This window comes from Yersinia sp. Marseille-Q3913 (genome assembly GCF_963892745.1).
GTDB lineage: Bacteria > Pseudomonadota > Gammaproteobacteria > Enterobacterales > Enterobacteriaceae > Yersinia > Yersinia bercovieri.
Genome location: NZ_CAWQAF010000095.1, coordinates 142,665 through 166,149 on the forward strand (window position 1 = coordinate 142,665; position 23,485 = coordinate 166,149).

A 23,485-nucleotide genomic window follows, 5' to 3' on the forward strand; every position below is an offset into this window, starting at 1 on the left:
ACTCGGCTACGAACCGAGCGGTCGGAAGTTCGAATCTTCCTGGGTGCACCATATTAAGAAACCTCGCTATGGCGAGGTTTTCTGCTTTTTGGCTTTGCGCCACTCAACTGCTTGAAATCTTTTAACTCTCCTATCTCACTATTTACGGCCAAACCCACTTGTTCCCCTTATGGTAAATACGACCTTATTTCGGTTGGGGTAATTTTTCTTGATTAAATTCAATTGATTATACAGTCAGCGACAATTTAGTTAGTTTGCGATAAAGTAGCTTTTCATTTTCTGCCTGGTCGTGGGGTCACGATGTACGATCATTATGATGGCCTGATCTTTGATATGGATGGCACCATCCTGGACACAGAGTCCACGCATCGTCAGGCATGGCGTCAGGTGCTCACACCTTACGGGATGCATTTTGACGAGCAAGCCATGGTCGCTTTGAATGGTTCGCCTACCTGGCAAATTGCCCACGTAATCATCGCTAATCACCAATCGGATCTGGACCCTAATTTACTGGCTGCGGAAAAAACCGCGCTGGTGAAAACGATGCTGCTGGATAATGTGAAGCCTCTGCCGCTCATAGAGGTGGTTAAAGCCTACTATGGGCGTAAACCTATGGCTGTAGGCACTGGAAGCGAGCACGCTATGGCAGAGATGCTTTTACGGCATCTGGGCCTACGAGGCTATTTCGATGTGATTGTTGGTGCTGATTATGTCACCAAACACAAACCAGAGCCTGAGACATTCTTGCGTTGCGCAGAGCTACTCGGCGTGCGCCCAGATCAATGCGTGGTCTTTGAAGATGCTGACTTTGGTGTCGAGGCCGCGAAAAGGGCGAATATGGCAATAGTTGATGTACGTCTACTGTGAGTAGTACGCTAGCCATTGCTTCATTGTTTGGGAGTAGTTTTCTCAGCGCGACGCTCTTACCCGGAAATTCTGAAATTCTGTTAGTCACCCTATTAACGGCAGGCAGTGCGCCCGCCATGATGCTGGTGTTGTCTGCCACCGTCGGAAATACCTTAGGGGGGCTAACAAATGTTGTTATAGGGCGTTTATTACCGGAATTAAAGCCGCAACGTGGGATGAGTACAGCACTCGGCTGGCTTCAACGTTTTGGTCCGGCAGCTTTGTTGTTGAGCTGGCTACCGATAGTGGGCGATTTGATGTGTGTGTTGGCAGGCTGGTTGCGTATGCCCTGGGGTCTTGTCGCTTTTTTTCTGTGTCTGGGAAAAGCAGTGCGTTACATCGTGTTAACGGTGATTACGCTGCAAGGAGTCGCCTGGTGGCAGTAAAGCGTGTGACAAACTTACGTAGTCACATCTATGCAGTTTCAGTATGCTGACGAGTTATGGTTTTCAAGAGCGGGAGGTCGATTTGATCCCGGATGTATCACACGCGCTGACTTGGTTGGAAGCGCACCCTAAAGCCCTGAAAGGGATCCGTCGCGGTATCGAGCGGGAAACATTGAGAGTGACTGCCGATGGCCAATTAGCCTCGACGGGCCATCCAGAATCATTGGGTGCAGCACTGACACATCAATGGATTACCACTGATTTTGCTGAGGCATTGCTGGAGTTCATTACGCCAGTCGATGGTGATATTGACCATCTACTGACGTTTTTACGTGATATTCACCGTTATACCGCACGTAAATTGGGTGACGAGCGCATGTGGCCACTTAGCATGCCATGCTTTATCGGGGCTGAGCAGGATATTGAACTGGCTAAATATGGCTCTTCTAATATTGGTCGCTTCAAAACACTTTACCGTGAGGGTTTAAAAAACCGTTATGGTGCATTGATGCAAACTATTTCAGGTGTGCACTATAACTTCTCTTTGCCGCTGGAGTTCTGGCAGGCGTGGGCAGGTGTCACCGATGAAAAAAGTGGTAAAGAAGAGATTTCAGCGGGTTATTTCCGCCTGATCCGCAATTACTATCGCTTTGGTTGGGTTATTCCTTACTTGTTCGGGGCATCTCCGGCGATTTGCTCATCATTCCTGCAAGGGCGTGAGACCGCATTGCCGTTTGAACGCAACGAGAAAGGGATGTGCTATTTACCTTATGCCACCTCATTGCGCTTGAGTGATCTGGGGTATACCAATAAATCGCAAAGCAACTTGGGCATTACGTTTAATGATCTAGACACCTATGTTGCTGGGCTGAAGCGCGCGATCCAAACGCCATCAGAAGAGTATGCAGCTCTGGGGCTTAAAGAGGGCGATCGTCACCTGCAACTCAATACCAATGTGTTGCAGATTGAAAATGAGCTCTATGCGCCGATCCGACCTAAACGGGTTACCCGTGCCGGTGAATCACCTTCTGATGCCTTGCTGCGTGGCGGCATTGAATATATCGAAGTGCGTTCGCTGGACATTAACCCATTCTCACCAATTGGTGTTGATGCGGTTCAGGCACGTTTCCTCGATCTGTTCCTGATTTGGTGTGTGCTGGCGGATGCGCCTGAAATGAGCAGTGACGAATTGCTGTGTACCCGTAAGAACTGGAATCGGGTCATTTTGGAAGGGCGTAAACCTGGGCAAACGATCGGCATGGGATGTAACGATACCCGTGAGCCGCTAGAGAAGGTCGGCAAAGATCTGTTTGCAGACTTACGCCGCGTAGCAGAAGTATTAGATGGCAAAGAGAGCACGGAGTACCAACAGGTTTGTGACGAATTGGTCGCGTCGTTTGATGACCCGAACCTGACATTCTCTGCGCGTATTTTGCAAGCGATGAAAGATGGTGGTATTGGTGGTGTCGGTCTTGAGTTAGCGGAGCGCTACAGGACAATGCTGCAAAGTGAGCCATTGGAATTGCTGACAGAAGAGCAGTTGGCCACCGAGGGCGAGGCGTCATGGCTGCGCCAACGTGAGCTGGAACTCAAAGATAAGCTAAGCTTTGAAGAGTACTTGGTGCTTTACGGCGGGCAGTAAAAAGAAAAGGCCACATAACTTCTGTGGCCAAATTAACATCTCTGGTAAAACAGGGATGATGATAACAAATGCGCGTCTTTCACATATTAAGACGCGTGGGATAGAAAAAAGTTTCACAGGTTGCGAAAAAAGATCGAATAAAAATGACTTTTTTTATGAGGAGGTAACTAAATGCCATTACTGGATAGCTTTACTGTAGATCATACCATTATGAAAGCACCGGCAGTACGTGTTGCTAAGACGATGAAAACCCCTCACGGCGACGAGATAACGGTATTTGATTTACGCTTCTGTGTGCCGAACAAAGAAGTGATGCCAGAGCGCGGGATTCATACGTTAGAACACCTGTTTGCGGGTTTCATGCGTAACCACCTCAATGGTAACGGTGTTGAAATCATCGATATCTCCCCGATGGGATGCCGTACTGGTTTCTATATGAGTCTGATTGGTACGCCTGATGAGCAACGAGTAGCCGATGCCTGGCAAGCGGCAATGGCCGATGTGCTGAAGGTCACAGATCAACGGAAAATTCCTGAGCTGAATGAATACCAGTGTGGGACTTATCATATGCACTCGTTGGAAGAAGCACAGGAAATTGCCAAAGGTATCATTGACCGTGGTGTTCGTATCAACCACAACGAAGAGCTGGCATTGCCGAAAGAGAAACTGACTGAATTGCATATCTAAATTTCAGTTTGCATCTTTTTGTTTTTTATAGATAAATGCAAAAAAAAAGACGCTGCAAAGGCGTCTTTTTTATTTTTACTGAGTTAGCTGAGCTGCACGTTTACAACGGTTCTTTATAGCGATGAATGATCCTGAGCTATGATTGGCTTAACTCGTACCCGCTTAATCATATTTTCTTGCACATCCAGCACATCAATCAAATAATGACCGATACGGACTTGAGCATCTACCTGCGGGATCTCTTCCAGTGCTTCCAGTAACATGCCATTGATCGTGCGGGCATCGACCGGTAGCGACCAATTAAAGGCTTTGTTGAGTTCACGAACGCTGGCGCTGCCATCAATCAGTACTGAACCATCACTTTGCGGATTGACCTCTTCGGCGAGCGTAGGGGACATTGAAGTGGTGAAGTCGCCAACAATCTCTTCCAAAATATCTTCAACCGTCACCAACCCTTGGATATCGCCATATTCATCGACAATTATCCCGACTTTCTCTTTATTCCGCTGGAATTTCACCAGTTGCACATTCAGTGGTGTCCCCTCGGGGATAAAGTAGATTTCATCGGCGGCCCGTAGCAGATTCTCTTTATTAAACTCTTTCTTTTCAGTCATGAGTCGGTAGGCTTCCCGCACCCGTAACATGCCAATAGCATCATCTAATGACTGGCGATACAACAGGATACGACCATGGGGAGAGTGGGTGAGCTGGCGCATGATTGACTTCCAATCATCATTGATATCAATTCCTACCACCTCATTGCGCGGCACCATGATATCGCCGACCGTGACCTTTTCCAGATCCAGCACGGATATCAACATATCTTGATTGCGGCGGGAAATTTGTGATTGGGATTCATTCACAATACTGCGTAATTCATCTTTGCTGACAGCATCACTGCTATGCACATTCCCACGTATGCCGCATATGCGCATCAACCCACGAGTGATGGTATTGAGCAACCATACCAGTGGTAACATGATTTTCTGCAAAGGAGCCAGTAACACACTGCTGGGGAATGCAACACGTTCAGGATAAAGGGCGGCGATAGTTTTCGGCATCACTTCAGCAAAAATCAGTACCACAAAGGTAAGCACCCCAGTTGCGATGGCGACCCCGGCATTTCCGTATAACCGGATACCAACGATAGTCGCAAGTGCTGAAGCCAGAATATTCACCAGATTATTGCCAATCAGGACCAAACTTATTAGTCGATCGGGGCGACGTAGCAGCTTCTCAACCCGGCGTGCGGCGCGATTTCCTTGCTTGGACAAGTGGCGTAGACGATAGCGATTAAGTGTCATCATGCCGGTTTCGGAAGCCGAAAAATAAGCGGAAACCACGACCATAATGACCAGAATAATGATCAGCGTGCTAGTTGATACATGATCCAACGCAGTATTCCTTAATTGCGATGAGGACCCCGTTAGTTCAACAGGGCCATGTGCGAATGGCTGAGGAGTAACTAAGGAACCATGATTTCCTGAACCAATCGGCTACCAAAATAAGCCAGCGTAAGCAGAAATGCGCCAGCAAAACTGAACCAAATCACTCTGCGCCCGCGCCAGCCTTCATGGTAATGGCCCCACAATAAAACAATATAGACAAACCAGGCCATGATCGATAACACCGCTTTATGGACATTTTCTTTACTAAATATGTTGTCCATATAAAGCAAACCAGTGCACAGCGTCAGTGTGAGCAATACCACGCCAATCTGAGTGATATGGAACATTTTGCGCTCAATGCTCATCAATGGCGGCATATCGGCATTAAAGGTCACTTTCTTATTTTTTAGCTGATAATCGAGCCAAGCCAGCTGTAGCGCATAGAGTGCCGCGATGATCAGTGTCGCGTAAGCAAAAAGCGCCAGCCCAATGTGAACGAATATTGCCGGGCTGGCTTCTAAATGGGTAATAAACTCGCCGGGTAGCAAGCTGGCAAGGGCCAGATTGATCATGGCAAAACTATAGACGATAGGCAGTAAAAACCAGCCTCGCCCTTGTGAGGCGACGATAGTCATGATTGTACAGATCATCAGCCCGACGATGGAGCCGATATTCAATAAAGTGAGGTTTTGGCCACCACCAACGTCAAATATCTGATGCTTCAGCGCAATAGCGTGGCACACTAGCGCTACGACGGCAGAAATCAGCGCTAGCCGCCGGTAAGCACTATTTTTTTGCACCAGGCTTGGGACAATCAAGCCCAGGCTGAGCGAATAAGCGATCAAAGCCAAAATGGAGAACACGGGCATAGCGTTATATAAGCATCGGCTAAGTGAATTAGATTGCCAGTATAGCGTTGAGCGCGTCCTGCTCCAACCGTTCTCCGACGTGAAGGCAGAGATCGTTTACGCTTCGTGTTATAATCCCCCCATTGTGTCGCCAGAGCGGCCTGTTTCCACGTTGAGTATGAGACAATGTTTGAGAACTTAACTGATCGATTGTCGCGCACACTGCGCAATATCAGCGGCCGTGGCCGGCTGACCGAAGAAAATATTAAAGAGACGCTGCGTGAAGTTCGCATGGCGTTACTGGAAGCTGACGTTGCTCTGCCGGTTGTTCGTGACTTTATCAACCGGGTTAAAGAGCGCGCTGTCGGGCATGAGGTGAATAAAAGCCTCACGCCAGGGCAGGAATTCGTCAAAATAGTTAAAAATGAACTTATTGCCGCGATGGGCGAGGTCAATAACGAACTGAACCTAGCCGCGCAACCGCCAGCAGTGGTGTTAATGGCTGGCCTGCAAGGTGCGGGTAAAACCACCAGTGTGGCCAAGCTGGGTAAGTTCCTTAAAGAAAAACATAAGAAAAAAGTGCTGGTAGTCTCTGCCGACGTTTATCGTCCTGCGGCGATCAAGCAGCTAGAAACGTTGGCACAACAGGTTAGCATTGATTTTTTCCCGTCTGATGTGCAAGAAAAACCGATTGATATCGTTAATCGTGCTCTGCAACAGGCGAAGCTTAAGTTTTATGATGTTCTGATTGTCGATACCGCCGGTCGTTTACACGTCGACGAAGCGATGATGGATGAGATCAAACAGATTCATGCCGCGATCAATCCGGTCGAAACACTGTTTGTCGTCGATGCCATGACCGGTCAGGATGCCGCGAATACGGCAAAAGCCTTTAACGAAGCACTACCCCTCACGGGGGTGGTACTGACCAAAGTTGATGGTGATGCTCGTGGCGGTGCTGCGTTGTCTATCCGCCATATCACCGGGAAGCCGATTAAATTCCTCGGTGTCGGTGAGAAAACCGAAGCGCTTGAGCCGTTCCATCCAGATCGCGTAGCTTCACGTATTCTGGGGATGGGCGACGTTCTCTCCCTGATTGAAGACATTGAGAGCAAAGTTGACCGCGCACAGGCGGAAAAACTGGCAACCAAGCTGAAAAAAGGCGATGGCTTCGATCTGAATGATTTCCTCGATCAGCTTAAGCAGATGCGTAACATGGGCGGCATGGCTAGCATGTTAAGTAAAATGCCGGGTGCTGGTCAGTTGCCAGAAAACGTGAAATCACAGATGGATGACAAAGTGACAGTGCGCATGGAGGCGATTATCAACTCGATGACGCTGAAAGAGCGCGCTAAACCAGAAATCATCAAAGGTTCACGTAAGCGCCGCATTGCTACCGGTTCTGGTGTGCAGGTGCAGGACGTTAACCGCTTGCTTAAGCAGTTTGATGAAATGCAGCGCATGATGAAGAAAATGAAAAATGGCGGGTTGGCCAAGATGATGCGTGGCATGAAAGGCATGATGCCACCGGGTTTCCCAGGCCGCTAAACGTCATTTCACGCTGTGGGGGTCGCCAGTGTGAGATGAGTAAAGATTTCCCGCTGAAAACGGCGGTAAACGAAGGAAATTGCACTCATTCCAAAACTAGCGCACAGGAATCTACGCTTTAGATTGCTTTTTGCGCCAAAATGAGTAAAATTTTCGGGCTTTTTATATTGCAACTGGACCCCGTTCCCCGATGGGGTCCAGTTGTTTTATTAACTAAAGAGGATGTTATGGTAACAATTCGTTTGGCTCGTGGCGGCGCTAAAAAGCGTCCGTTCTATCAAGTAGTAGTGACCGACAGCCGTAATGCTCGTGACGGTCGTTTCATCGAACGTGTAGGCTTCTTTAACCCGATCGCATCTGGTCAGGCTGAAGCTCTGCGTTTAGACCTGGACCGTATCGAACATTGGATCGGCCTGGGTGCTACCGTTTCTGATCGCGTATCTGCGCTGATCAAAGACGCTAAGAAAGCAGCTTAATCTGTCGCGGTGGTGGTTATTATGAGCAAGCAACTCAATCCTGTGGTTCCCGACCAGCCGATTGTTCTCGGTAAAATGGGTTCGACTTACGGCATTCGCGGTTGGCTCAGAGTATTTTCATCCACCGAGAACGCCGAAAGCATTTTCGATTACCAGCCGTGGTTTATCCAGCAGGCCGGTAAGTGGCAGCATGTCGAGTTGGAAGACTGGAAGCGCCACAGTCAGGATCTGATTATCAAAGTTAAAGGTGTTGATGATCGGGATGCCGCGAATTTACTGACTAATTGCGAAATTATCGTAGATTCTAAGCAGCTACCCACACTGGAAGAGGATGATTACTACTGGAAAGACCTTATGGGCTGTCAGGTAGTAACAACCACGGGTTACGAACTGGGTAAAATCATCGATATGATGGAAACCGGCTCTAACGATGTGATGGTAGTGAAAGCAAACCTGAAAGATGCATTCGGTATGAAGGAGCGGTTGGTCCCGTTTCTTCATGGGCAGGTTATCAAGAGTGTCGATCTCACTGCTCAACGTGTTGAAGTAGATTGGGATCCTGGTTTTTGACCTCCGAATTAAACGGCAAAGCTGAGTGGAACAAAACAATGTGGATCGGTGTTATTAGCCTGTTTCCAGAGATGTTCCGCGCAATAACCGATTACGGGGTAACTGGCCGGGCAGTAAAAAATGGCCTGCTGAGCGTGCAGTGTTGGAGTCCTCGTGACTTTACCTACGATCGGCATCGTACCGTGGATGATCGCCCATATGGCGGTGGCCCGGGAATGTTGATGATGGTGCAACCACTGAGGGAAGCCATTCATGCAGCAAAAGCAGCGGCAGGCGAGGGAGCAAAGGTGATCTATCTGTCACCTCAAGGGCGCAAACTGGACCAACAGGGTGTTTGCGAACTAGCTATGAACCCGAAAATTATTCTGGTTTGTGGTCGGTACGAAGGAGTTGATGAGCGCGTAATCAAAACCGAAATTGATGAAGAGTGGTCAATTGGTGATTACGTTCTCAGCGGTGGCGAGCTGCCGGCAATGACATTGATCGATTCAGTATCCCGCTTTATTCCGGGAGTGCTGGGTCATCAAGCTTCAGCTGAGGAAGATTCTTTTGCTGATGGGTTGCTGGATTGCCCACACTACACTCGTCCTGAGGTGTTAGAAGGGATGGAGGTTCCGCCAGTATTACTGTCGGGTAACCATGCCGAGATTCGTCGCTGGCGCTTAAAGCAGTCGCTGGGCCGTACCTGGCTTAGAAGACCTGAACTTCTAGAAAGCCTAGCTCTGACTGACGAGCAAATGGTGTTGCTGGCTGAGTTCCAACGGGAACATAAGCCCTGAGCAACAGAACTATGAAAGGAACATTGCACTACGTGCCAATGATCCTGATATATCAGTTTACCTAGGGTAAGAGACTTATTATGAGCAATATTATCAAGCAAATCGAACAAGAGCAGATGAAACAGGACGTACCTGCATTCCGTCCGGGTGATTCCGTGGAAGTTAAGGTATGGGTTGTTGAAGGTGCTAAAAAGCGTCTGCAGGCATTCGAGGGCGTGGTTATCGCTATTCGTAACCGCGGTCTGCATTCTGCGTTCACCGTTCGTAAAATTTCCAACGGCGAAGGTGTTGAGCGTGTATTCCAAACTCACTCCCCAGTAATCGACAGCATTACTGTGAAACGTCGTGGTGCCGTTCGTCAAGCGAAACTGTACTATCTGCGTGAGCGTACTGGTAAGTCTGCTCGTATTAAAGAGCGTCTTAACCGTATTAACTAAGATACAGCTCAGGCTTCATCCAAAAGTTAATAGTTATGAAGGGGTTAGCCATGTGCTAGCCCCTTTTTTTGTGACTATAAAATGGCGATAGATATTTCAGTATTTCAGTATTTCAGTATAAATAGTGAGTTTGGGAATAGTTGCGGGAAGAGGGAGAGTTCGGAGGGAACTAGCGTGGCATGTCACCACGCTAAAGAGACTCATGAATAATTACAGGCCGTAAACCAGGGTGACTGACGTTGTGGTATCCGTGTTTTTTGGTGCACTGGCCGGTGGCTTGGTGTTATAGGTCACAACATAGGCTAAGCGCAGCGCGAAGCTTTTATTGATGGCGACGTTCAACGCAGTTTCTGAGTTCAGTGTAGTTTCTTCGTTCGCTAATGCCGAAACCCCTTCACTGAATACGGTGTTATCCGTTAACTGATAAGTATAGTTTGCGCCACCATAAGCCAATGCTTTTGTCGCACGGCCACCCTCATAAAACTCATCATGGCGAACACCTGGACCAAATTCCACCCGCAGGTTATGCAGCGGCGTAGTCATAATCTGGCGACCATAGCCCGTGGTTAATACCGAGCGGGAATCAAAACCGTTGTAACGGTCATTCAACCAACTGGCTTGTCCAAACAGATAGTTACGATCAGTCAGATTATAACGAGTACGCCCACCTAACTGATAACGTTCGGAGGAGCGCTGATCGTTAGCACTGGTATTGCGTGCAGCGCCCCACAAACTGTAAGCAGTATTGGGTTGGAACCAAGTTAACGTTGAGTTAGCGGTCAATGTTGAGTTGGTCGTATTACCTGACTGGGCGGTATAACCTGCCTCAACTGTACCCTCGAAGCTCTTTTTGGCTGTGGCTGGATCGTCTAAGGCAGTAAAAACAGTGGCATCAGCAAGAACTGAAAGGCTGACTAGGGATAAAGCGAGTGTGCTGATTTGAAACGGCAACGCCCTGGTATGACGCAAAGAAAACATAATAGGTCCATGGTGAAAAAAATGATGATTGTGATGCGGCTCGCATTGTAGCAGTTGTGATCTAACTTATTCAGAAGATATTTCAGATTGAATAATTAATTATAATAAGAGGATTTTAGCGAAGAGTTCATTCTTAAAAGCTAATAAAAAAGAGGTCTTGTCGGCAGATTAAAATGTTGACGTGTCATAAATAGAGAGACCAGAAATATAAGCTGGTCTCTCTGCAAGTCATCCGTGACAGCTTCACCCTGCGATTACATAAAAGTCGTTACCAACAGATAACCGGTGATACAAGAGCAGATGACACCGATAAGCCCCGGAATGATAAAGCTGTGGTTAATAATGAATTTACCAATCTTCGTTGTACCGGAACGGTCAAAACCGATACAAGCCAGATCACTTGGATAGGTCGGCAGAACAAAATAGCCATAAGCGGCCGGGAAGAATGCAATTAGCATTTTCGGATCAACACCGAGCTGCAAGCCCATTGGTGCGATTGCGGCCAATGCAGCTGCCTGGCTGTTAACCAGCTTAGAAACCAGAAATAGAACAATGGCATACGTCCATGGCTGACTTTTCACGACATCTTCCAATACCAGTTTCAAATCGCCCATATGGGCTTGGAAGAAGGTGTCACTCATCCAGGCAACGCCGAATACTGAGAAGATGGCGACCATGCCAGCTTTGAATACAGCACCGTTAGAGATATCACTAGGTTTAACTTTACAGCCAATAAGAATAACTGCACCGGCAATTAGCATCATCATCTGAATAACCAGATTCATCGACAGCGATTGCATCTTACCTTTAACCTCAAAAGCAGGGCGCAGGTCAGCAAAGGCACCGAGTAATACCACGATGACAATAGCGGCGAAGAATATCCAGGTAGACCAGTAAGCTTGTTTCGGAAAAACTTGATTTAATAATGTATCTGTTGAGCCATAGATAAAGGAGCGTTGCTCTGGATCTTTGATCTTCTCTTGGAAATCAGGGTCTTTATCCAGATCTTTACCGCGACGCAGGCTCCACAATGCTGCCATCAGCACCCCAACTAAAGAGGCTGGGACTGAAACCGCCAGAATTTCCAAAATGCTATACGCATGACCAATGCCGTGATTGGCACCAATAATTGATACCAGGGAGACTACAGCTACTGAAACTGGAGATGCGGTAATCGCCATTTGTGACGCGACAGATGCCACTGCCATTGGTCTTTCTGGGCGAATTCCTTTTTTAATCGCAATATCTGAAATAATAGGGAACATGGTATAAACAACATGTCCAGTACCACATAAAAAGGTTAATGACCACGTAGTGAATGGAGCCAGTAGTGTAATATGCTGAGGGTGTCGACGTAATAATCGCTCAGCAAATTGCATCATGACATTTAATCCACCGGCAGTTTGTAATACAGACGCACAACCAATGACGGCTAAAATTGTCAGCATAACATCAACGGGTGGTTTACCGGGTTCGAGGCCAAAGATAAAGGTCAAAATAAATAAGCCAATACCACTTATTAATCCCAGCCCCATCCCTCCGTAGCGTGTACCGGCTAATAAACATAGAATTATAATTATAAATTGTAGTGTTATCATAATATTACCTTGCTTCCAACATGAATAAAATTCGGTTATGTATTCGCTGGTTTTAAGCAATGAGCATGGCTCTTACTTGATTTTCTCTATCAGAGCACAGATCGCATTGATTAAAACTTGGCTAATATCAAGGGAGCATTGTTTAGTTATGTAATTAAATAAATCTGAGATCTGTCTCTATTTTTATATCAGCTCAGACTTTTCTAATTAATTAAAGTGGCGCTGGAAGGGAGGAATAGAATACAAGGATTAGTTGTAAAAAAAATGTATTAATATTGTTTTTCAATTGATGAATTAATTAATCCGCCGATAACGTCTATTAACTTGGATATCTCTATTTTAGCTATTTGGGTGCAGAAGCTGATTCAGTTAATCCCTAATTTCTCTTTTAGAGATTTCAAGTAACGGCGACTCACGGGGATATGTTTACCACTGCGGGTAATAACTTCAGCTGAACCATTATCCATAAGCTGAATTTCCCCTAACTGTTCGGTATTCACCATATATTGGCGATGGCAGCGGATAAAAGGGGTTTTTTCTTCCAATATTTTGAGTGATAACTGGGTATAGCCTGATTGTATTGTCCCGACAACATGTACCCCGCTAAGCTCAGAACTGAGATATTCTACTTCCTCAATTTTCAGCAAAAAAATCCGGTTATGACCAGAACAGGGGATATGCCGCAACATGGGCTCGGTGATTTTATGTAAATTATTATTTACATTAGTGCCGCGTCTTAAGCGAATCAGCGTTTTTGCTAACCGTTGATGGTCGAGCGGTTTTAGCAGATAGTCAAAGGCGTGTTCTTCAAAAGCACGGATGGCGTATTCATCGTAAGCCGTGACGAAAACGATATGCGGCATACTTTCTGGATTCAGCATTGAGGCCAGTTCCAGCCCATTAATTCTAGGCATCTGGATGTCGAGAAACACCACATCAGGTTGCAGGCGCTGGATGGCGGGGATGGCTTCCAATGCATTGCTGCATTCGGCGACGATCTCAATATCTTGTTCTTTACTCAGTCTTTCGCGCAAATCTTCGCGCGCGGGTTGTTCATCGTCGACGATGATGACTCTTAACATACGGCCTCCACAAATGTCCCGCATCTTATCATGGCCTCAAAGGGAGGTTAGGACCATCTGCAGAAACTGCGACTCACCGCAAAAGTCCGACTGAAATGTGCCTGTAAAGTTAGTGGTAATTATTTATTTACACATATGGATTGAAAACTTTACATGGCATGGTATTGTGGAACCCTCAAACGATAAACATGCTCAAACGACATCCGCTAAACAGAGACAGGTAAAGAATATGATCATGCAAAAAGATGCGCTCAATAATGTCCATATCAGTGCCGAACAAATACTGATAACCCCGGAAGAACTGAAAAATCAGTTTCCTTTGAGCGACAATGATCAGTATGCGATTGCCAACGCCCGCAAAACCATTGCTGATATTGTTCAGGGACGAGACCCACGCTTATTAGTTGTGTGTGGCCCATGTTCGATCCACGATGTGGATGCTGCTCTGGATTATGCGCGTAGTTTGCAAAAACTCTCTGCCGAGTTGAGTGATAGCCTGTATATCGTTATGCGCGTCTATTTTGAAAAACCGAGAACTACAGTTGGTTGGAAGGGGCTTATCAATGATCCGGCAATGGACGGCTCTTTTGATGTGGAAGCTGGGCTACATATTGCCCGTCGGTTACTGCTCGATTTAGTTGGCATGGGGCTGCCGCTGGCAACGGAAGCTCTGGATCCTAACAGCCCGCAATACTTGGGTGACCTATTCAGCTGGTCGGCCATTGGTGCTCGCACCACAGAATCACAAACTCACCGTGAAATGGCTTCAGGTTTGTCCATGCCGGTCGGGTTCAAGAATGGGACGGATGGCAGCTTAGGCACGGCAATCAATGCAATGCGTGCAGCGGCCATGCCACATCGCTTTATGGGGATTAACCAATCGGGTCAGGTTTGCTTACTGCAAACTCAAGGTAATCCGCACGGTCATGTGATTTTACGTGGCGGTAAAACACCGAACTACAGTGCGCAAGATGTCGCTCAGTGTGAAAAACAGATGCAGGATGCGGGACTCATTCCATCCTTAATGATAGATTGCAGCCATGGTAATTCTAATAAAGACTACCGCCGCCAGGTTGCAGTCGCTGAATCTGTGGTTGAACAGATCAAGGCTGGCAATCGCTCGATCACGGGTGTAATGCTGGAAAGTAACATCCATGAAGGCAATCAATCATCTGAGCAACCGCGTGCTGATATGCGCTACGGTGTTTCAGTAACCGATGCCTGCATTAACTGGGAAAGCACTGAGACCCTGTTACGTAACATGCACGAGGAGTTGCGTTCAGCGCTGGCGGCCCGGACTGCAGAGGAAAAGTAAGTATGGTGGCTGAACTGACCGCTTTGCGCGATCAAATTGATGAAGTCGATAAAGCACTATTGGATTTGCTGGCTAAACGCCTGCATTTGGTGGCCGAAGTAGGTGAGGTTAAAAGCCGCTATGGCTTGCCTATTTATGTTCCAGACCGTGAGGCTTTAATGCTGGCCTCACGTCGACAAGAAGCCGAGGCTTTAGGCGTACCGCCGGATTTGATTGAAGACGTACTGCGTCGGATAATGCGAGAGTCTTATACCAGCGAAAATGACAAAGGTTTCAAAACCTTGTGCCCGAACTTGCGCCCAGTGGTCATCATTGGCGGGCAGGGGCAGATGGGGCGTCTATTTACACGGATGCTGAATCTGTCTGGCTATCAGGTGAAAACGCTGGAACAAGAGGAGTGGCCGCAGGCTGAATCTATTCTGGCGGATGCTGGGATGGTGATTGTCAGTGTGCCAATTCATATCACGGAAGAGGTGATTGGCCGGTTGCCTAAATTGCCGTCAGATTGCATTTTGTTGGATTTGGCTTCAGTGAAGAATAAGCCACTGCAAGCCATGCTGGCAGCCCATGACGGCCCGGTTGTTGGCCTGCATCCGATGTTTGGCCCTGACGTGGGTAGTCTGGCTAAGCAAGTTGTAGTCTATTGCGATGGCCGCGATCCACAAGCCTACCAGTGGTTACTGGAGCAGTTACAGGTTTGGGGCGCAAGATTGCACCGGACGAGTGCTGTCGAGCATGATCAAAACATGGCCTTTATTCAGGCGTTGCGCCACTTTGCGACCTTCGCATATGGCTTGCATCTGGCTGAGGAAAATGTGCAATTAGAGCAATTGCTGGCACTCTCTTCGCCGATTTACCGCTTGGAGCTGGCGATGGTAGGGCGGCTGTTCGCGCAGGATCCGCAGCTTTATGCCGATATTATTATGTCATCAGAAGATAATTTGGCGCTGATTAAACGTTACTACAAACGTTTCGGCGAGGCGATTACACTGCTGGAGCAGAGTGATAAAAAAGCTTTTGTCCAAAGTTTCCAGAAAGTCGAACATTGGTTTGGCGACTATGCGGAGCGCTTCTTGGTCGAGAGCCGCTCATTACTGCGTCAGGCCAACGATAACCGCCAGTAATCTGAGTCAGTCATTGGCTTGATTAAAAAGTCATCCCAGTAGCATTGGGATGACTTTTTTCGTTTTAGCTTGGGTTGACTGGCACCACATTTTCGCTAGGGTAGCAGCCTAATACTTTTAGTGAGCGGGTAATTGGCGTCAGGTTTGCCAACGCCTTTTGCATCGCTTCAGAACGTAAATTCGCCTGCACATCAATATAAAACATCTCCTCCCACGGATTGCCATTAATTGGCCGAGATTCAAGTTTCGTCATGATGATACCCTGGTCTCTCAGCACTAAGAGTGCCTCAACCAATGCCCCAGACTGCTGGCCTGTTGCCATAATTAAGGTGGTTTTTGCGGGGATCTGCTCAGAGACATCAATGGCTTTGCGAGCAAGGACAATGAAACGGGTAATGTTTTGCTGCTGATTGGCCAGATTATGTTCCAGCACCTGTAAATTATACAGTGCACCACCGGCCTCACTGCCTAATGCAGCGGCTGTCGGTGAGTTCATTTGCGCGACTTTTTCCATTGCCGCAGCGGTACTTTCGCAATACTCGATTTTCCAGTGGGGGAAGCGATTAATGAATTGGCTACATTGCTGGAAAGGCTGTGGGTGGCTATACACGGTTTCAATTCGATTCAGGTCAGTCTCGGTTGCCACCAAGACGCAATGGTCAATCGGATTGGTGATTTCGCCGACAATAGACAAACTAGTGTGTTGCAGCAAATCATACACATCATTAATCGAGCCGGAACTGGTATTCTCTATCGGTAACACGGCGTAATCAGCCTGGCCGGTTTCTACTTGAGTGAAGATATCCTGGAATTTCTGGCAACCACATTCAATCAACTGCTCAAAATGACGGGCGGCATATTGGCGAGCGGCAAGATGTGAATAGGAACCTTTCGGGCCGAGGAAGGCGATGCGGGCAGAATGCAGCGTGGTTTGATTCAGTTGATGCTGCAACAGCGCCTGCTGCGTCAGTACAGAATCTTCGATAATCAGTTGGAACAGGCGCGTGACATAGAATCCATCGAGGTCATACGGCTTAGCCGCTGCAACTAGCGCATCCAGCAAGTCACGTTCACGCTCTTTATCGCGAATCGGACGATGATGAAGTTGCTTCGCCTTAGCAACATCCACCGCTAATTCACGCCGTTCTGCCAGTAATGCCAGTAGTTTTAAGTCTAGTGCGCTGATGCGTTCACGTAGCACCAGTAATGGATTATCGCTCATAGGGATCTGCCTTAATTATCATTCTGAATGATTACACCCTAAATAATTCGAGTTGCAGGAGGGCGGTCAACGCATATGCAACTTGAGGTATGACGGGTATTTATGCATAAAAAAAGCCTCCCGTTGGGGAGGCTTTATTGTTCGTCTTCGCATTCTTTATCACACGACGAAACGCCTCCCAATCAGGGGAAGGTAAAAAAGAATGCGAAGAAAAACACTTTATTGATCATCGTTACTGTGGCCTGTTTTTTGTACGGATAAAGTTACGGGTAAAAAGTAAGTAGCCTCTAAACTAACCGCGAGCCTGAATTGCTGTCAATAAAAAACGCGCCCGAAAGCGCGTTAGATCCGAAATGAGATGGATTTACCCGGCTATTGTTGCTGCTCGGACTCTTCTTCCTCTACATCTACTGGCTCCAGATTGGTCTCTTTAACACTGCTTGCTGCGCGACGAGCTTCACCTTTGTGTTGAACTTTATTTAATTGACGTTCTAGTTTGGTGATTAGTTCGTTAATTGCAGCATACATATCGTCATGTTTAGCACTGGCAACCAAGGGGCCCATCGGCGTACTGATAGTTGCATCGGCAACAAATCCCTGCGGATCTTTGGACAGTACAATATGTGGGTTTATCAACTGGGCCTGCCATTTATCCAGTTTGGTGAGACGGTCTTCAACATGCTTGCGAATTGCTGGGGTGATATCCATTTGCTTACTGGTAATGTTGACTGTCATATGACTTACCTCTCTGTCTGCTCCGTCTTGGATAACTTCAGCATACCTCGGTTTTTCGTAAAATGGATGATCAAGATCACTTTTTTTTGTCACTTTTTGCAAAGGTCATGGGAACTGTGATTTAGCCTCAGGAATAGGGGGTGAGGGCTTGAATGATTGATTGTAATGCCGCATTATCGATAAGTTATATTGCCTACACATAGTCAAAAACAGCGTTATTTTTTTGTCTTAAATGCGATGTCAGCGCAATAGTCTGAAGTCACCAAACTCCTGAGTTTGTGCTCATAAAAGTCAGAATTGAAAACGGCAGCCTAGGCTGCCGTTTGGTATTTTAGCGGTTCAGATAATATCAGGCTGGGTTCGCCGCAATTATCTTGGCAACTTTGTCTGCTTGAGCATTCAGTTGCAGCTGTTTGTAAGCATTTTCCATCAACGGCAACGCATCACGGGTTGCTTTAGTATCAGGATAATCTCTCAACATTTGCTCAACGCGGTTAACTACCGCGACGTAAGCGCCTCGTTTAGTGTAATATTGCGCCACGGCCAGTTCATGCTTGGCCAGACGATCTTTCAGGAACATCAGGCGTTTTTGCGCATCCGTTGCATATTGGCTGTTCGGATAGCTTTGAATCAACTGGCTAAAATCGCGGAATGCGGCCTTAGCATGTTGCGGATCGCGATCTGAGCGATCAATCCCGAAGAAGCCTTGCAATGCGCTGTCATCCAGAGCCATGTCAGTCAAACCACGCATATATAATACGTAATCGATGTTAGGATGTGTGGGATTAAGGCGCATAAAGCGATCAATTGAGGCTTGTGCCAACGGCAGATCAGCTGATTTATAATAGGCATAAATCAAATCAAGCTGAACCTGTTGGGAGTAAGGCCCGAAAGGATAGCGGTTATCTAACGCTTCTAGTTGCGTAATGGCTCCCTTAAAGTTACCGTCCTGCAGTTTTTGCTGAGCGGTAGCATAGAGCTCAGAAGGCGGGTTATCGGGAACCACGTCCTTGTTACTGGAGCAACCGGTCAGCACCAGGCTCAACGTGGCGGCAGCCACCAGATATTTCATACGCGTCATGACGTTTTGATTATCCTCGAAGTGTTATTCCGGGAGACTGTCCGTTAAGCTCCCGACAAAGATCTAGATACAATAGCACATTATATTAAACGGCATCGCCGTCAAAACCCAACGTTAACGAACAAGAAGCTGCATATGGCACAACAAGTACAACTCAGCGCAACGGTGGCCGAATCACAACTCGGTCAACGGTTAGATCAGGCTTTGGCCGAATTGTTCCCTGATTATTCAAGATCTCGCATAAAAGAGTGGATTTTGGAAGACAGGGTCACAGTCGACGGTAAAACAATTAACAAGCCTAAAGAAAAAGTGTTGGGTGGTGAGCTCGTCGCAATTGACGCGCAAATTGAGGAAGATGCTCGCTGGGCGCCTCAAGAAATCCCACTGGATATCGTCTACGAAGATAGCGATATTTTGGTTATTAATAAACCCCGCGGTTTGGTGGTACACCCCGGCGCAGGTAATCCGGATGGTACTGTCCTGAATGCGTTGCTCTATTATTATCCAGAAATCGTTGATGTCCCTCGGGCGGGTATCGTACATCGTCTGGATAAAGATACCACTGGCTTGATGGTGGTCGCAAAAACGGTTCCGGCACAGACTCGTTTGGTCGAAGCGCTGCAAGCGCGTGAAATCACACGTGAATATGAAGCCGTTGCTATCGGCAATATGACTGCGGGTGGCCGTGTGGACGAACCGATTTCTCGTCACTCCACCAAACGCACCCATATGGCGGTGCACCCCATGGGCAAACCGGCAACCACTCACTACCGCATTATGGAGCATTTCCGTGCCCATACTCGTCTGCGCCTGCGCTTAGAGACGGGGCGTACGCATCAGATCCGTGTGCATATGTCGCATATTAACCATCCGCTGGTGGGTGATCAGCTTTATGGTGGCCGTCCGCGCCCACCAAGAGGGGCTTCTGACTCCTTTATCGCTATTTTACGCGGTTTTGATCGCCAGGCACTGCATGCAACCATGCTGCGTTTGTATCACCCCATCAGTGGCATTCAAATGGAATGGCATGCAGCATTACCAGAAGATATGGTTGAGCTGATTAATGCGCTGAAGGCCGATACCCTGGAATTCAAAGACCAGATGGATTGGTAATGAGCAAGCTGATACTCCCCGACTGGCCGATGCCTGCTGGTGTCAAGGCATGTAGCACGACTCGTCATGGCGGTATCAGCGCCTCGCCTTATGATTCATTAAACCTTGGCACTCATGTGGGCGATATCACTGCCAGTGTGGTTGCCAATCGCCAACGTTTGGTGGAACAGGCGGACTTGCCGCAAATGCCGGTCTGGTTAGAGCAGGTGCACGGTACTCGTGTCTTGCATCTGGACGGCAAGGCAATCTCTGATGTGCGGGCCGATGCGGTCTATAGCCGTGTCGCCGGGCAAGTTTGTGCAGTGATGACTGCCGATTGCCTACCCGTGCTATTTTGCTCATTAGCGGGTGATGAAGTTGCCGCCGCCCATGCCGGTTGGCGTGGTCTATGTGCTGGCGTCCTTGAACAGACGCTGGCGCAGTTCAAGGCGCCCCCCTCCTCTATTATGGCCTGGTTAGGCCCGGCGATTGGCCCACAACAGTTCGAAGTGGGAGAAGATGTCAAACAGGCGTTTAGCGCCCTTGATGTTCAATCCACGACTGCCTTTACCCCCTCCGGCTCCAAATATCTTGCGGATATCTATTTATTGGCTCGCTTGCGGCTACAGGCTGCGGGTATTCATGCTATTTATGGCGGCGATCGTTGTACTGTGAGTGAAAAACAGCAATTTTTCTCTTATCGGCGCGATGGGATCACTGGACGTATGGCAAGTTTAGTCTGGCTGATATAACCTATTGAATTAGGACGATCCGCTGACGCATAACGTATTACTTTAAATATAGTGTCAAAATAACCTTGAAAATTTGAGGGATGACCTCATCTAATCTCCAGTAGCAATTTTGACCAATATTGGAGGTGTTATGCGTCTGGATCGTCTTACCAGTAAATTCCAGCTTGCCCTCGCCGATGCCCAGTCTTTAGCACTTGGGCGCGACAATCAATTCATTGAACCAATACATTTGATGAGCGCACTGCTCAATCAGGATGGGGGAACGGTTCGCCCATTGTTGACCTCGGCGGGTATTAATGTCGCCACTTTGCGTAGCGAGATTGAGCAAGCTTTAGGTCGTCTTCCACAAGTTGAGGGCACCGGCGGTGATGTTCAACCATCAAATGAGCTGGTCCGGGTACTCAATCTTTGTGACAAATTAGCGCAAAAGCGCTCAGATAAATTTATCTCTTCAGAGCTGTTCGTTCTGGCAGCGCTTGAGGATCGCGGCACCTTAACTGACATGTTAAAGGCCGCGGGTGCAACAACTGACAATATAGATAAGGCAATTGAAAATATGCGTGGTGGTGACAAAGTCGATGACCAGGGGGCTGAAGACCAGCGCCAGGCATTGAAAAAATTCACTATCGACCTGACTGAGCGTGCGGAGCAAGGCAAGCTCGATCCGGTTATTGGCCGTGATGAAGAGATCCGCCGCACTATTCAGGTGTTACAGCGTCGTACCAAAAATAATCCGGTGCTAATCGGGGAGCCTGGTGTCGGTAAAACGGCCATCGTGGAAGGTCTGGCGCAACGTATCGTGAATGGCGAAGTGCCTGAAGGCTTGAAACATAAGCGCGTACTCTCATTAGATATGGGCGCACTGATTGCGGGTGCTAAATATCGTGGTGAGTTTGAAGAGCGCTTGAAAGGCGTGTTGAACGATTTATCAAAACAAGAAGGCAGTGTGATCTTGTTCATTGATGAATTGCATACCATGGTCGGTGCCGGTAAAGGCGATGGGGCAATGGATGCCGGCAACATGCTGAAACCGGCGTTAGCGCGCGGTGAATTACATTGCGTGGGTGCAACAACACTCGATGAGTATCGTCAGTATATAGAGAAGGATGCGGCGCTGGAGCGACGCTTCCAGAAAGTTTACGTTGCAGAGCCGAGCGTAGAAGACACCATTGCTATTTTACGTGGGCTGAAGGAGCGCTATGAGCTGCATCACCATGTGCAGATCACCGATCCGGCCATTGTTGCAGCGGCCACACTGTCGCACCGCTATATTGCGGATCGTCAGTTACCGGATAAAGCCATCGACCTTATCGATGAAGCGGGTTCCAGCATCCGTATGCAGATGGATTCAAAACCAGAATCTTTGGATCGATTGGAACGCCGAATTATACAGTTGAAGCTGGAGCAACAGGCGCTGAAGAAAGAGTCTGATGATGCCAGTAAAAAGCGGCTGGAGATGCTCAATACTGAATTAGAGCAGAAAGAGCGTGAATACTCTGAGCTGGAAGAGGAGTGGAAAGCTGAAAAAGCCTCACTCACCGGGACTCAGAATATTAAAACTGAGCTGGAACAAGCCAAAATCACCTTAGAGCAGGCGCGTCGTGTAGGTGATTTGGCGCGAATGTCAGAACTTCAGTACGGTAAAATTCCTGAGCTGGAAAAACAGCTGGCAGCGGCAACTGCGCTGGAAGGGAAAACCATGAAGTTGCTACGTAACCGCGTCACTGAGGTAGAGATTGCGGATGTGCTGGCCCGCTGGACCGGTATCCCGGTAGCCCGCATGTTGGAAAGTGAGCGAGATAAGTTGCTGCGCATGGAACAAGATCTCCATAAGCGGGTAATAGGGCAGGATGAAGCGGTTGAAGCGGTATCCAATGCTATCCGTCGTAGTCGCGCTGGGTTGTCAGATCCAAACCGCCCAATTGGCTCCTTCTTATTCTTAGGGCCAACCGGGGTGGGTAAAACCGAACTGTGTAAAGCGCTGGCAACTTTCTTGTTCGACAGCGACGATGCCATGGTGCGCATTGATATGTCCGAGTTTATGGAAAAACACTCTGTATCTCGGTTGGTGGGTGCGCCTCCGGGCTACGTTGGCTATGAAGAGGGGGGTTACCTGACGGAAGCGGTACGCCGTCGCCCTTATTCTGTGATTCTGCTGGATGAGGTAGAAAAAGCGCATCCAGATGTCTTCAACATACTCTTGCAGGTGTTGGATGATGGGCGCTTGACTGACGGGCAGGGTAGAACGGTCGATTTCCGTAACACTGTTGTTATTATGACCTCTAACCTAGGCTCAGATCTGATTCAGGAGCGTTTCGGCGAAAGAAGTTATGCCGAAATGAAAAATATGGTGATGGAAGTTGTTAGCCATCATTTCCGCCCTGAATTCATTAACCGTATAGATGAGGTTGTGGTCTTCCATCCATTGGGTCGAGCGCACTTGGCTTCAATTGCCAGCATCCAACTGGAGCGGTTGTACAAACGTCTGGAAGAGCGTGGCTACCAAGTCACTATTACTCAGCCTGCGTTGGAGTTCTTGGGCGAAGCTGGTTTCGACCCTGTCTATGGTGCACGTCCATTGAAACGTGCAATCCAGCAGGAGATCGAGAACCCACTGTCACAACAGATACTTTCTGGCAAATTAATACCGGGAGTACCTGTGACTCTGGATGTAGAAAATGGGCATATCATTGCCAAACAGTAATAGCTAATCCTTTGGGGGCGAGAAATCGCCCCCTTTTTGTTTTCTTTTTAATCGCATTCGGTGTTTTTGCCGCATTAATGAGCGGTTGAAAAGTTTTTTCACATTAGGGGTTGCAGCCTGTCAGGAACTCCCTAT

At 47.9% G+C, this 23,485-nt stretch carries 22 protein-coding genes and 1 other annotated feature; of the genes, 14 read left to right on the forward strand and 8 right to left on the reverse strand.

Annotated features, from left to right (window positions below; genetic code table 11):
* Window positions 1-300: 300 nt before the first annotated feature.
* From yqaB to luxS, 4 genes are all read left to right on the forward strand, one after another.
* Window positions 301-867, forward strand: coding sequence for a fructose-1-phosphate/6-phosphogluconate phosphatase (yqaB, locus tag AACW11_RS20680; RefSeq protein WP_212585394.1), 567 nt, complete (start codon window positions 301-303; stop codon window positions 865-867).
* The gene (locus AACW11_RS20685) at window positions 864-1,292 is read left to right on the forward strand and encodes a YqaA family protein (protein WP_212585395.1); all 429 of its coding nucleotides are present in this window, start codon (window positions 864-866) and stop codon (window positions 1,290-1,292) included. Before yqaB ends, AACW11_RS20685 begins: the two co-directional genes overlap by 4 nt.
* Before the next feature lie 43 nt (window positions 1,293-1,335).
* A complete protein-coding gene (gene gshA, locus AACW11_RS20690) occupies window positions 1,336-2,934 on the forward strand; it encodes a glutamate--cysteine ligase (RefSeq protein WP_212585396.1) in 1,599 nt (532 codons plus the stop codon).
* A 171-nt stretch (window positions 2,935-3,105) separates the two neighbouring features.
* Window positions 3,106-3,621, forward strand: coding sequence for an S-ribosylhomocysteine lyase (gene luxS, locus AACW11_RS20695; protein ID WP_005278434.1), 516 nt, complete (start codon window positions 3,106-3,108; stop codon window positions 3,619-3,621).
* Between the two features lie 113 nt (window positions 3,622-3,734).
* On the opposite strand, the gene AACW11_RS20700 is transcribed toward luxS, so the two are convergent.
* Both AACW11_RS20700 and AACW11_RS20705 read right to left on the reverse strand, forming a co-directional pair.
* Window positions 3,735-5,015 carry an HlyC/CorC family transporter gene (locus AACW11_RS20700; RefSeq protein ID WP_212585397.1) on the reverse strand — a complete coding sequence of 427 codons (1,281 nt, stop codon included), beginning with the start codon at window positions 5,013-5,015 and terminating at the stop codon, window positions 3,735-3,737.
* Between the two features lie 71 nt (window positions 5,016-5,086).
* Window positions 5,087-5,878, reverse strand: a complete 792-nt coding sequence (locus AACW11_RS20705) for a cytochrome C assembly family protein (RefSeq protein ID WP_005278430.1) — start codon at window positions 5,876-5,878, stop codon at window positions 5,087-5,089.
* A gap of 165 nt (window positions 5,879-6,043) precedes the next feature.
* Between AACW11_RS20705 and ffh the strand changes: the two genes are divergently transcribed.
* The 5 genes from ffh to rplS all read left to right on the forward strand — a co-directional run bounded on the left by ffh (window position 6,044) and on the right by rplS (window position 9,667).
* Window positions 6,044-7,405, forward strand: a complete 1,362-nt coding sequence (ffh, locus tag AACW11_RS20710) for a signal recognition particle protein (protein WP_004877238.1) — start codon at window positions 6,044-6,046, stop codon at window positions 7,403-7,405.
* A gap of 227 nt (window positions 7,406-7,632) precedes the next feature.
* Window positions 7,633-7,881 carry a 30S ribosomal protein S16 gene (gene rpsP / locus AACW11_RS20715; RefSeq protein ID WP_004877236.1) on the forward strand — a complete coding sequence of 83 codons (249 nt, stop codon included), beginning with the start codon at window positions 7,633-7,635 and terminating at the stop codon, window positions 7,879-7,881.
* A gap of 21 nt (window positions 7,882-7,902) precedes the next feature.
* Window positions 7,903-8,451 (forward strand): ribosome maturation factor RimM, encoded by a 549-nt coding sequence (gene rimM, locus AACW11_RS20720; protein WP_032898732.1) that lies wholly within the window; start codon window positions 7,903-7,905, stop codon window positions 8,449-8,451.
* A 38-nt stretch (window positions 8,452-8,489) separates the two neighbouring features.
* Complete coding sequence (gene trmD / locus AACW11_RS20725; RefSeq protein WP_212585398.1) at window positions 8,490-9,230, forward strand: tRNA (guanosine(37)-N1)-methyltransferase TrmD; 741 nt, start codon at window positions 8,490-8,492, stop codon at window positions 9,228-9,230.
* Between the two features lie 80 nt (window positions 9,231-9,310).
* Window positions 9,311-9,667 (forward strand): 50S ribosomal protein L19, encoded by a 357-nt coding sequence (rplS, locus tag AACW11_RS20730; protein ID WP_004877229.1) that lies wholly within the window; start codon window positions 9,311-9,313, stop codon window positions 9,665-9,667.
* Between the two features lie 210 nt (window positions 9,668-9,877).
* On the opposite strand, the gene AACW11_RS20735 is transcribed toward rplS, so the two are convergent.
* From AACW11_RS20735 to btsR, 3 genes are all read right to left on the reverse strand, one after another.
* Window positions 9,878-10,645 carry a DUF481 domain-containing protein gene (locus tag AACW11_RS20735; protein ID WP_212585399.1) on the reverse strand — a complete coding sequence of 256 codons (768 nt, stop codon included), beginning with the start codon at window positions 10,643-10,645 and terminating at the stop codon, window positions 9,878-9,880.
* Between the two features lie 254 nt (window positions 10,646-10,899).
* Entirely contained in the window at window positions 10,900-12,243 is a 1,344-nt protein-coding gene (locus AACW11_RS20740) for an anaerobic C4-dicarboxylate transporter (RefSeq protein WP_212585400.1), read from the reverse strand.
* Between the two features lie 365 nt (window positions 12,244-12,608).
* Window positions 12,609-13,325 (reverse strand): two-component system response regulator BtsR, encoded by a 717-nt coding sequence (gene btsR, locus AACW11_RS20745; RefSeq protein WP_212585401.1) that lies wholly within the window; start codon window positions 13,323-13,325, stop codon window positions 12,609-12,611.
* Window positions 13,326-13,560: 235 nt separating this feature from the next.
* On the opposite strand from btsR, the gene AACW11_RS20750 reads away from it, so the two are divergent.
* Window positions 13,561-14,640, forward strand: coding sequence for a 3-deoxy-7-phosphoheptulonate synthase (locus tag AACW11_RS20750; RefSeq protein ID WP_212585419.1), 1,080 nt, complete (start codon window positions 13,561-13,563; stop codon window positions 14,638-14,640).
* 2 nt (window positions 14,641-14,642) lie between these two features.
* The gene (tyrA, locus tag AACW11_RS20755; protein WP_212585402.1) at window positions 14,643-15,764 is read left to right on the forward strand and encodes a bifunctional chorismate mutase/prephenate dehydrogenase; all 1,122 of its coding nucleotides are present in this window, start codon (window positions 14,643-14,645) and stop codon (window positions 15,762-15,764) included.
* Window positions 15,765-15,828: 64 nt separating this feature from the next.
* Here tyrA and pheA read toward each other — a convergent pair whose 3' ends face one another.
* From pheA to bamD, 3 genes are all read right to left on the reverse strand, one after another.
* The gene (gene pheA / locus AACW11_RS20760) at window positions 15,829-16,986 is read right to left on the reverse strand and encodes a bifunctional chorismate mutase/prephenate dehydratase (protein ID WP_212585403.1); all 1,158 of its coding nucleotides are present in this window, start codon (window positions 16,984-16,986) and stop codon (window positions 15,829-15,831) included.
* 106 nt (window positions 16,987-17,092) lie between these two features.
* Window positions 17,093-17,217: a sequence feature (Phe leader region), on the reverse strand.
* A 141-nt stretch (window positions 17,218-17,358) separates the two neighbouring features.
* The gene (gene raiA / locus AACW11_RS20765; protein WP_005278381.1) at window positions 17,359-17,721 is read right to left on the reverse strand and encodes a ribosome-associated translation inhibitor RaiA; all 363 of its coding nucleotides are present in this window, start codon (window positions 17,719-17,721) and stop codon (window positions 17,359-17,361) included.
* 349 nt (window positions 17,722-18,070) lie between these two features.
* Entirely contained in the window at window positions 18,071-18,802 is a 732-nt protein-coding gene (bamD, locus tag AACW11_RS20770; RefSeq protein WP_032815376.1) for an outer membrane protein assembly factor BamD, read from the reverse strand.
* 135 nt (window positions 18,803-18,937) lie between these two features.
* Here bamD and rluD point away from each other — a divergent pair, with 135 nt between their 5' ends.
* The 3 genes from rluD (at window position 18,938) to clpB (ending at window position 23,350) form a co-directional block, all read left to right on the forward strand.
* On the forward strand, window positions 18,938-19,915 hold the full coding sequence (gene rluD / locus AACW11_RS20775; RefSeq protein ID WP_004877207.1) for a 23S rRNA pseudouridine(1911/1915/1917) synthase RluD: 978 nt from the start codon (window positions 18,938-18,940) through the stop codon (window positions 19,913-19,915).
* On the forward strand, window positions 19,915-20,646 hold the full coding sequence (gene yfiH, locus AACW11_RS20780) for a purine nucleoside phosphorylase YfiH (protein ID WP_212585404.1): 732 nt from the start codon (window positions 19,915-19,917) through the stop codon (window positions 20,644-20,646). The genes rluD and yfiH overlap by 1 nt, the downstream gene beginning before the upstream one ends.
* 130 nt (window positions 20,647-20,776) lie before the next feature.
* Window positions 20,777-23,350: an ATP-dependent chaperone ClpB gene (clpB, locus tag AACW11_RS20785; RefSeq protein WP_212585405.1), complete on the forward strand. Its 2,574-nt coding sequence runs from the start codon at window positions 20,777-20,779 to the stop codon at window positions 23,348-23,350.
* Window positions 23,351-23,485: the final 135 nt, after the last annotated feature.

Bases quoted from the DNA above. Each gene is read 5' to 3' on its own strand.
- yqaB (WP_212585394.1), top strand. From the start codon at position 301: ATGTACGATCATTATGATGGCCTGATCTTTGATATGGATGGCACCATC.
- gshA (WP_212585396.1), top strand. From the start codon at position 1,336: ATGCTGACGAGTTATGGTTTTCAAGAGCGGGAGGTCGATTTGATCCCG.
- luxS (WP_005278434.1), top strand. From the start codon at position 3,106: ATGCCATTACTGGATAGCTTTACTGTAGATCATACCATTATGAAAGCA.
- AACW11_RS20705 (WP_005278430.1), bottom strand. From the start codon at position 5,878: ATGCCCGTGTTCTCCATTTTGGCTTTGATCGCTTATTCGCTCAGCCTG.
- ffh (WP_004877238.1), top strand. From the start codon at position 6,044: ATGTTTGAGAACTTAACTGATCGATTGTCGCGCACACTGCGCAATATC.
- rpsP (WP_004877236.1), top strand. From the start codon at position 7,633: ATGGTAACAATTCGTTTGGCTCGTGGCGGCGCTAAAAAGCGTCCGTTC.
- rimM (WP_032898732.1), top strand. From the start codon at position 7,903: ATGAGCAAGCAACTCAATCCTGTGGTTCCCGACCAGCCGATTGTTCTC.
- trmD (WP_212585398.1), top strand. From the start codon at position 8,490: ATGTGGATCGGTGTTATTAGCCTGTTTCCAGAGATGTTCCGCGCAATA.
- rplS (WP_004877229.1), top strand. From the start codon at position 9,311: ATGAGCAATATTATCAAGCAAATCGAACAAGAGCAGATGAAACAGGAC.
- AACW11_RS20735 (WP_212585399.1), bottom strand. From the start codon at position 10,645: ATGTTTTCTTTGCGTCATACCAGGGCGTTGCCGTTTCAAATCAGCACA.
- AACW11_RS20740 (WP_212585400.1), bottom strand. From the start codon at position 12,243: ATGATAACACTACAATTTATAATTATAATTCTATGTTTATTAGCCGGT.
- btsR (WP_212585401.1), bottom strand. From the start codon at position 13,325: ATGTTAAGAGTCATCATCGTCGACGATGAACAACCCGCGCGCGAAGAT.
- AACW11_RS20750 (WP_212585419.1), top strand. From the start codon at position 13,561: ATGCAAAAAGATGCGCTCAATAATGTCCATATCAGTGCCGAACAAATA.
- tyrA (WP_212585402.1), top strand. From the start codon at position 14,643: ATGGTGGCTGAACTGACCGCTTTGCGCGATCAAATTGATGAAGTCGAT.
- pheA (WP_212585403.1), bottom strand. From the start codon at position 16,986: ATGAGCGATAATCCATTACTGGTGCTACGTGAACGCATCAGCGCACTA.
- raiA (WP_005278381.1), bottom strand. From the start codon at position 17,721: ATGACAGTCAACATTACCAGTAAGCAAATGGATATCACCCCAGCAATT.
- bamD (WP_032815376.1), bottom strand. From the start codon at position 18,802: ATGACGCGTATGAAATATCTGGTGGCTGCCGCCACGTTGAGCCTGGTG.
- rluD (WP_004877207.1), top strand. From the start codon at position 18,938: ATGGCACAACAAGTACAACTCAGCGCAACGGTGGCCGAATCACAACTC.
- yfiH (WP_212585404.1), top strand. From the start codon at position 19,915: ATGAGCAAGCTGATACTCCCCGACTGGCCGATGCCTGCTGGTGTCAAG.
- clpB (WP_212585405.1), top strand. From the start codon at position 20,777: ATGCGTCTGGATCGTCTTACCAGTAAATTCCAGCTTGCCCTCGCCGAT.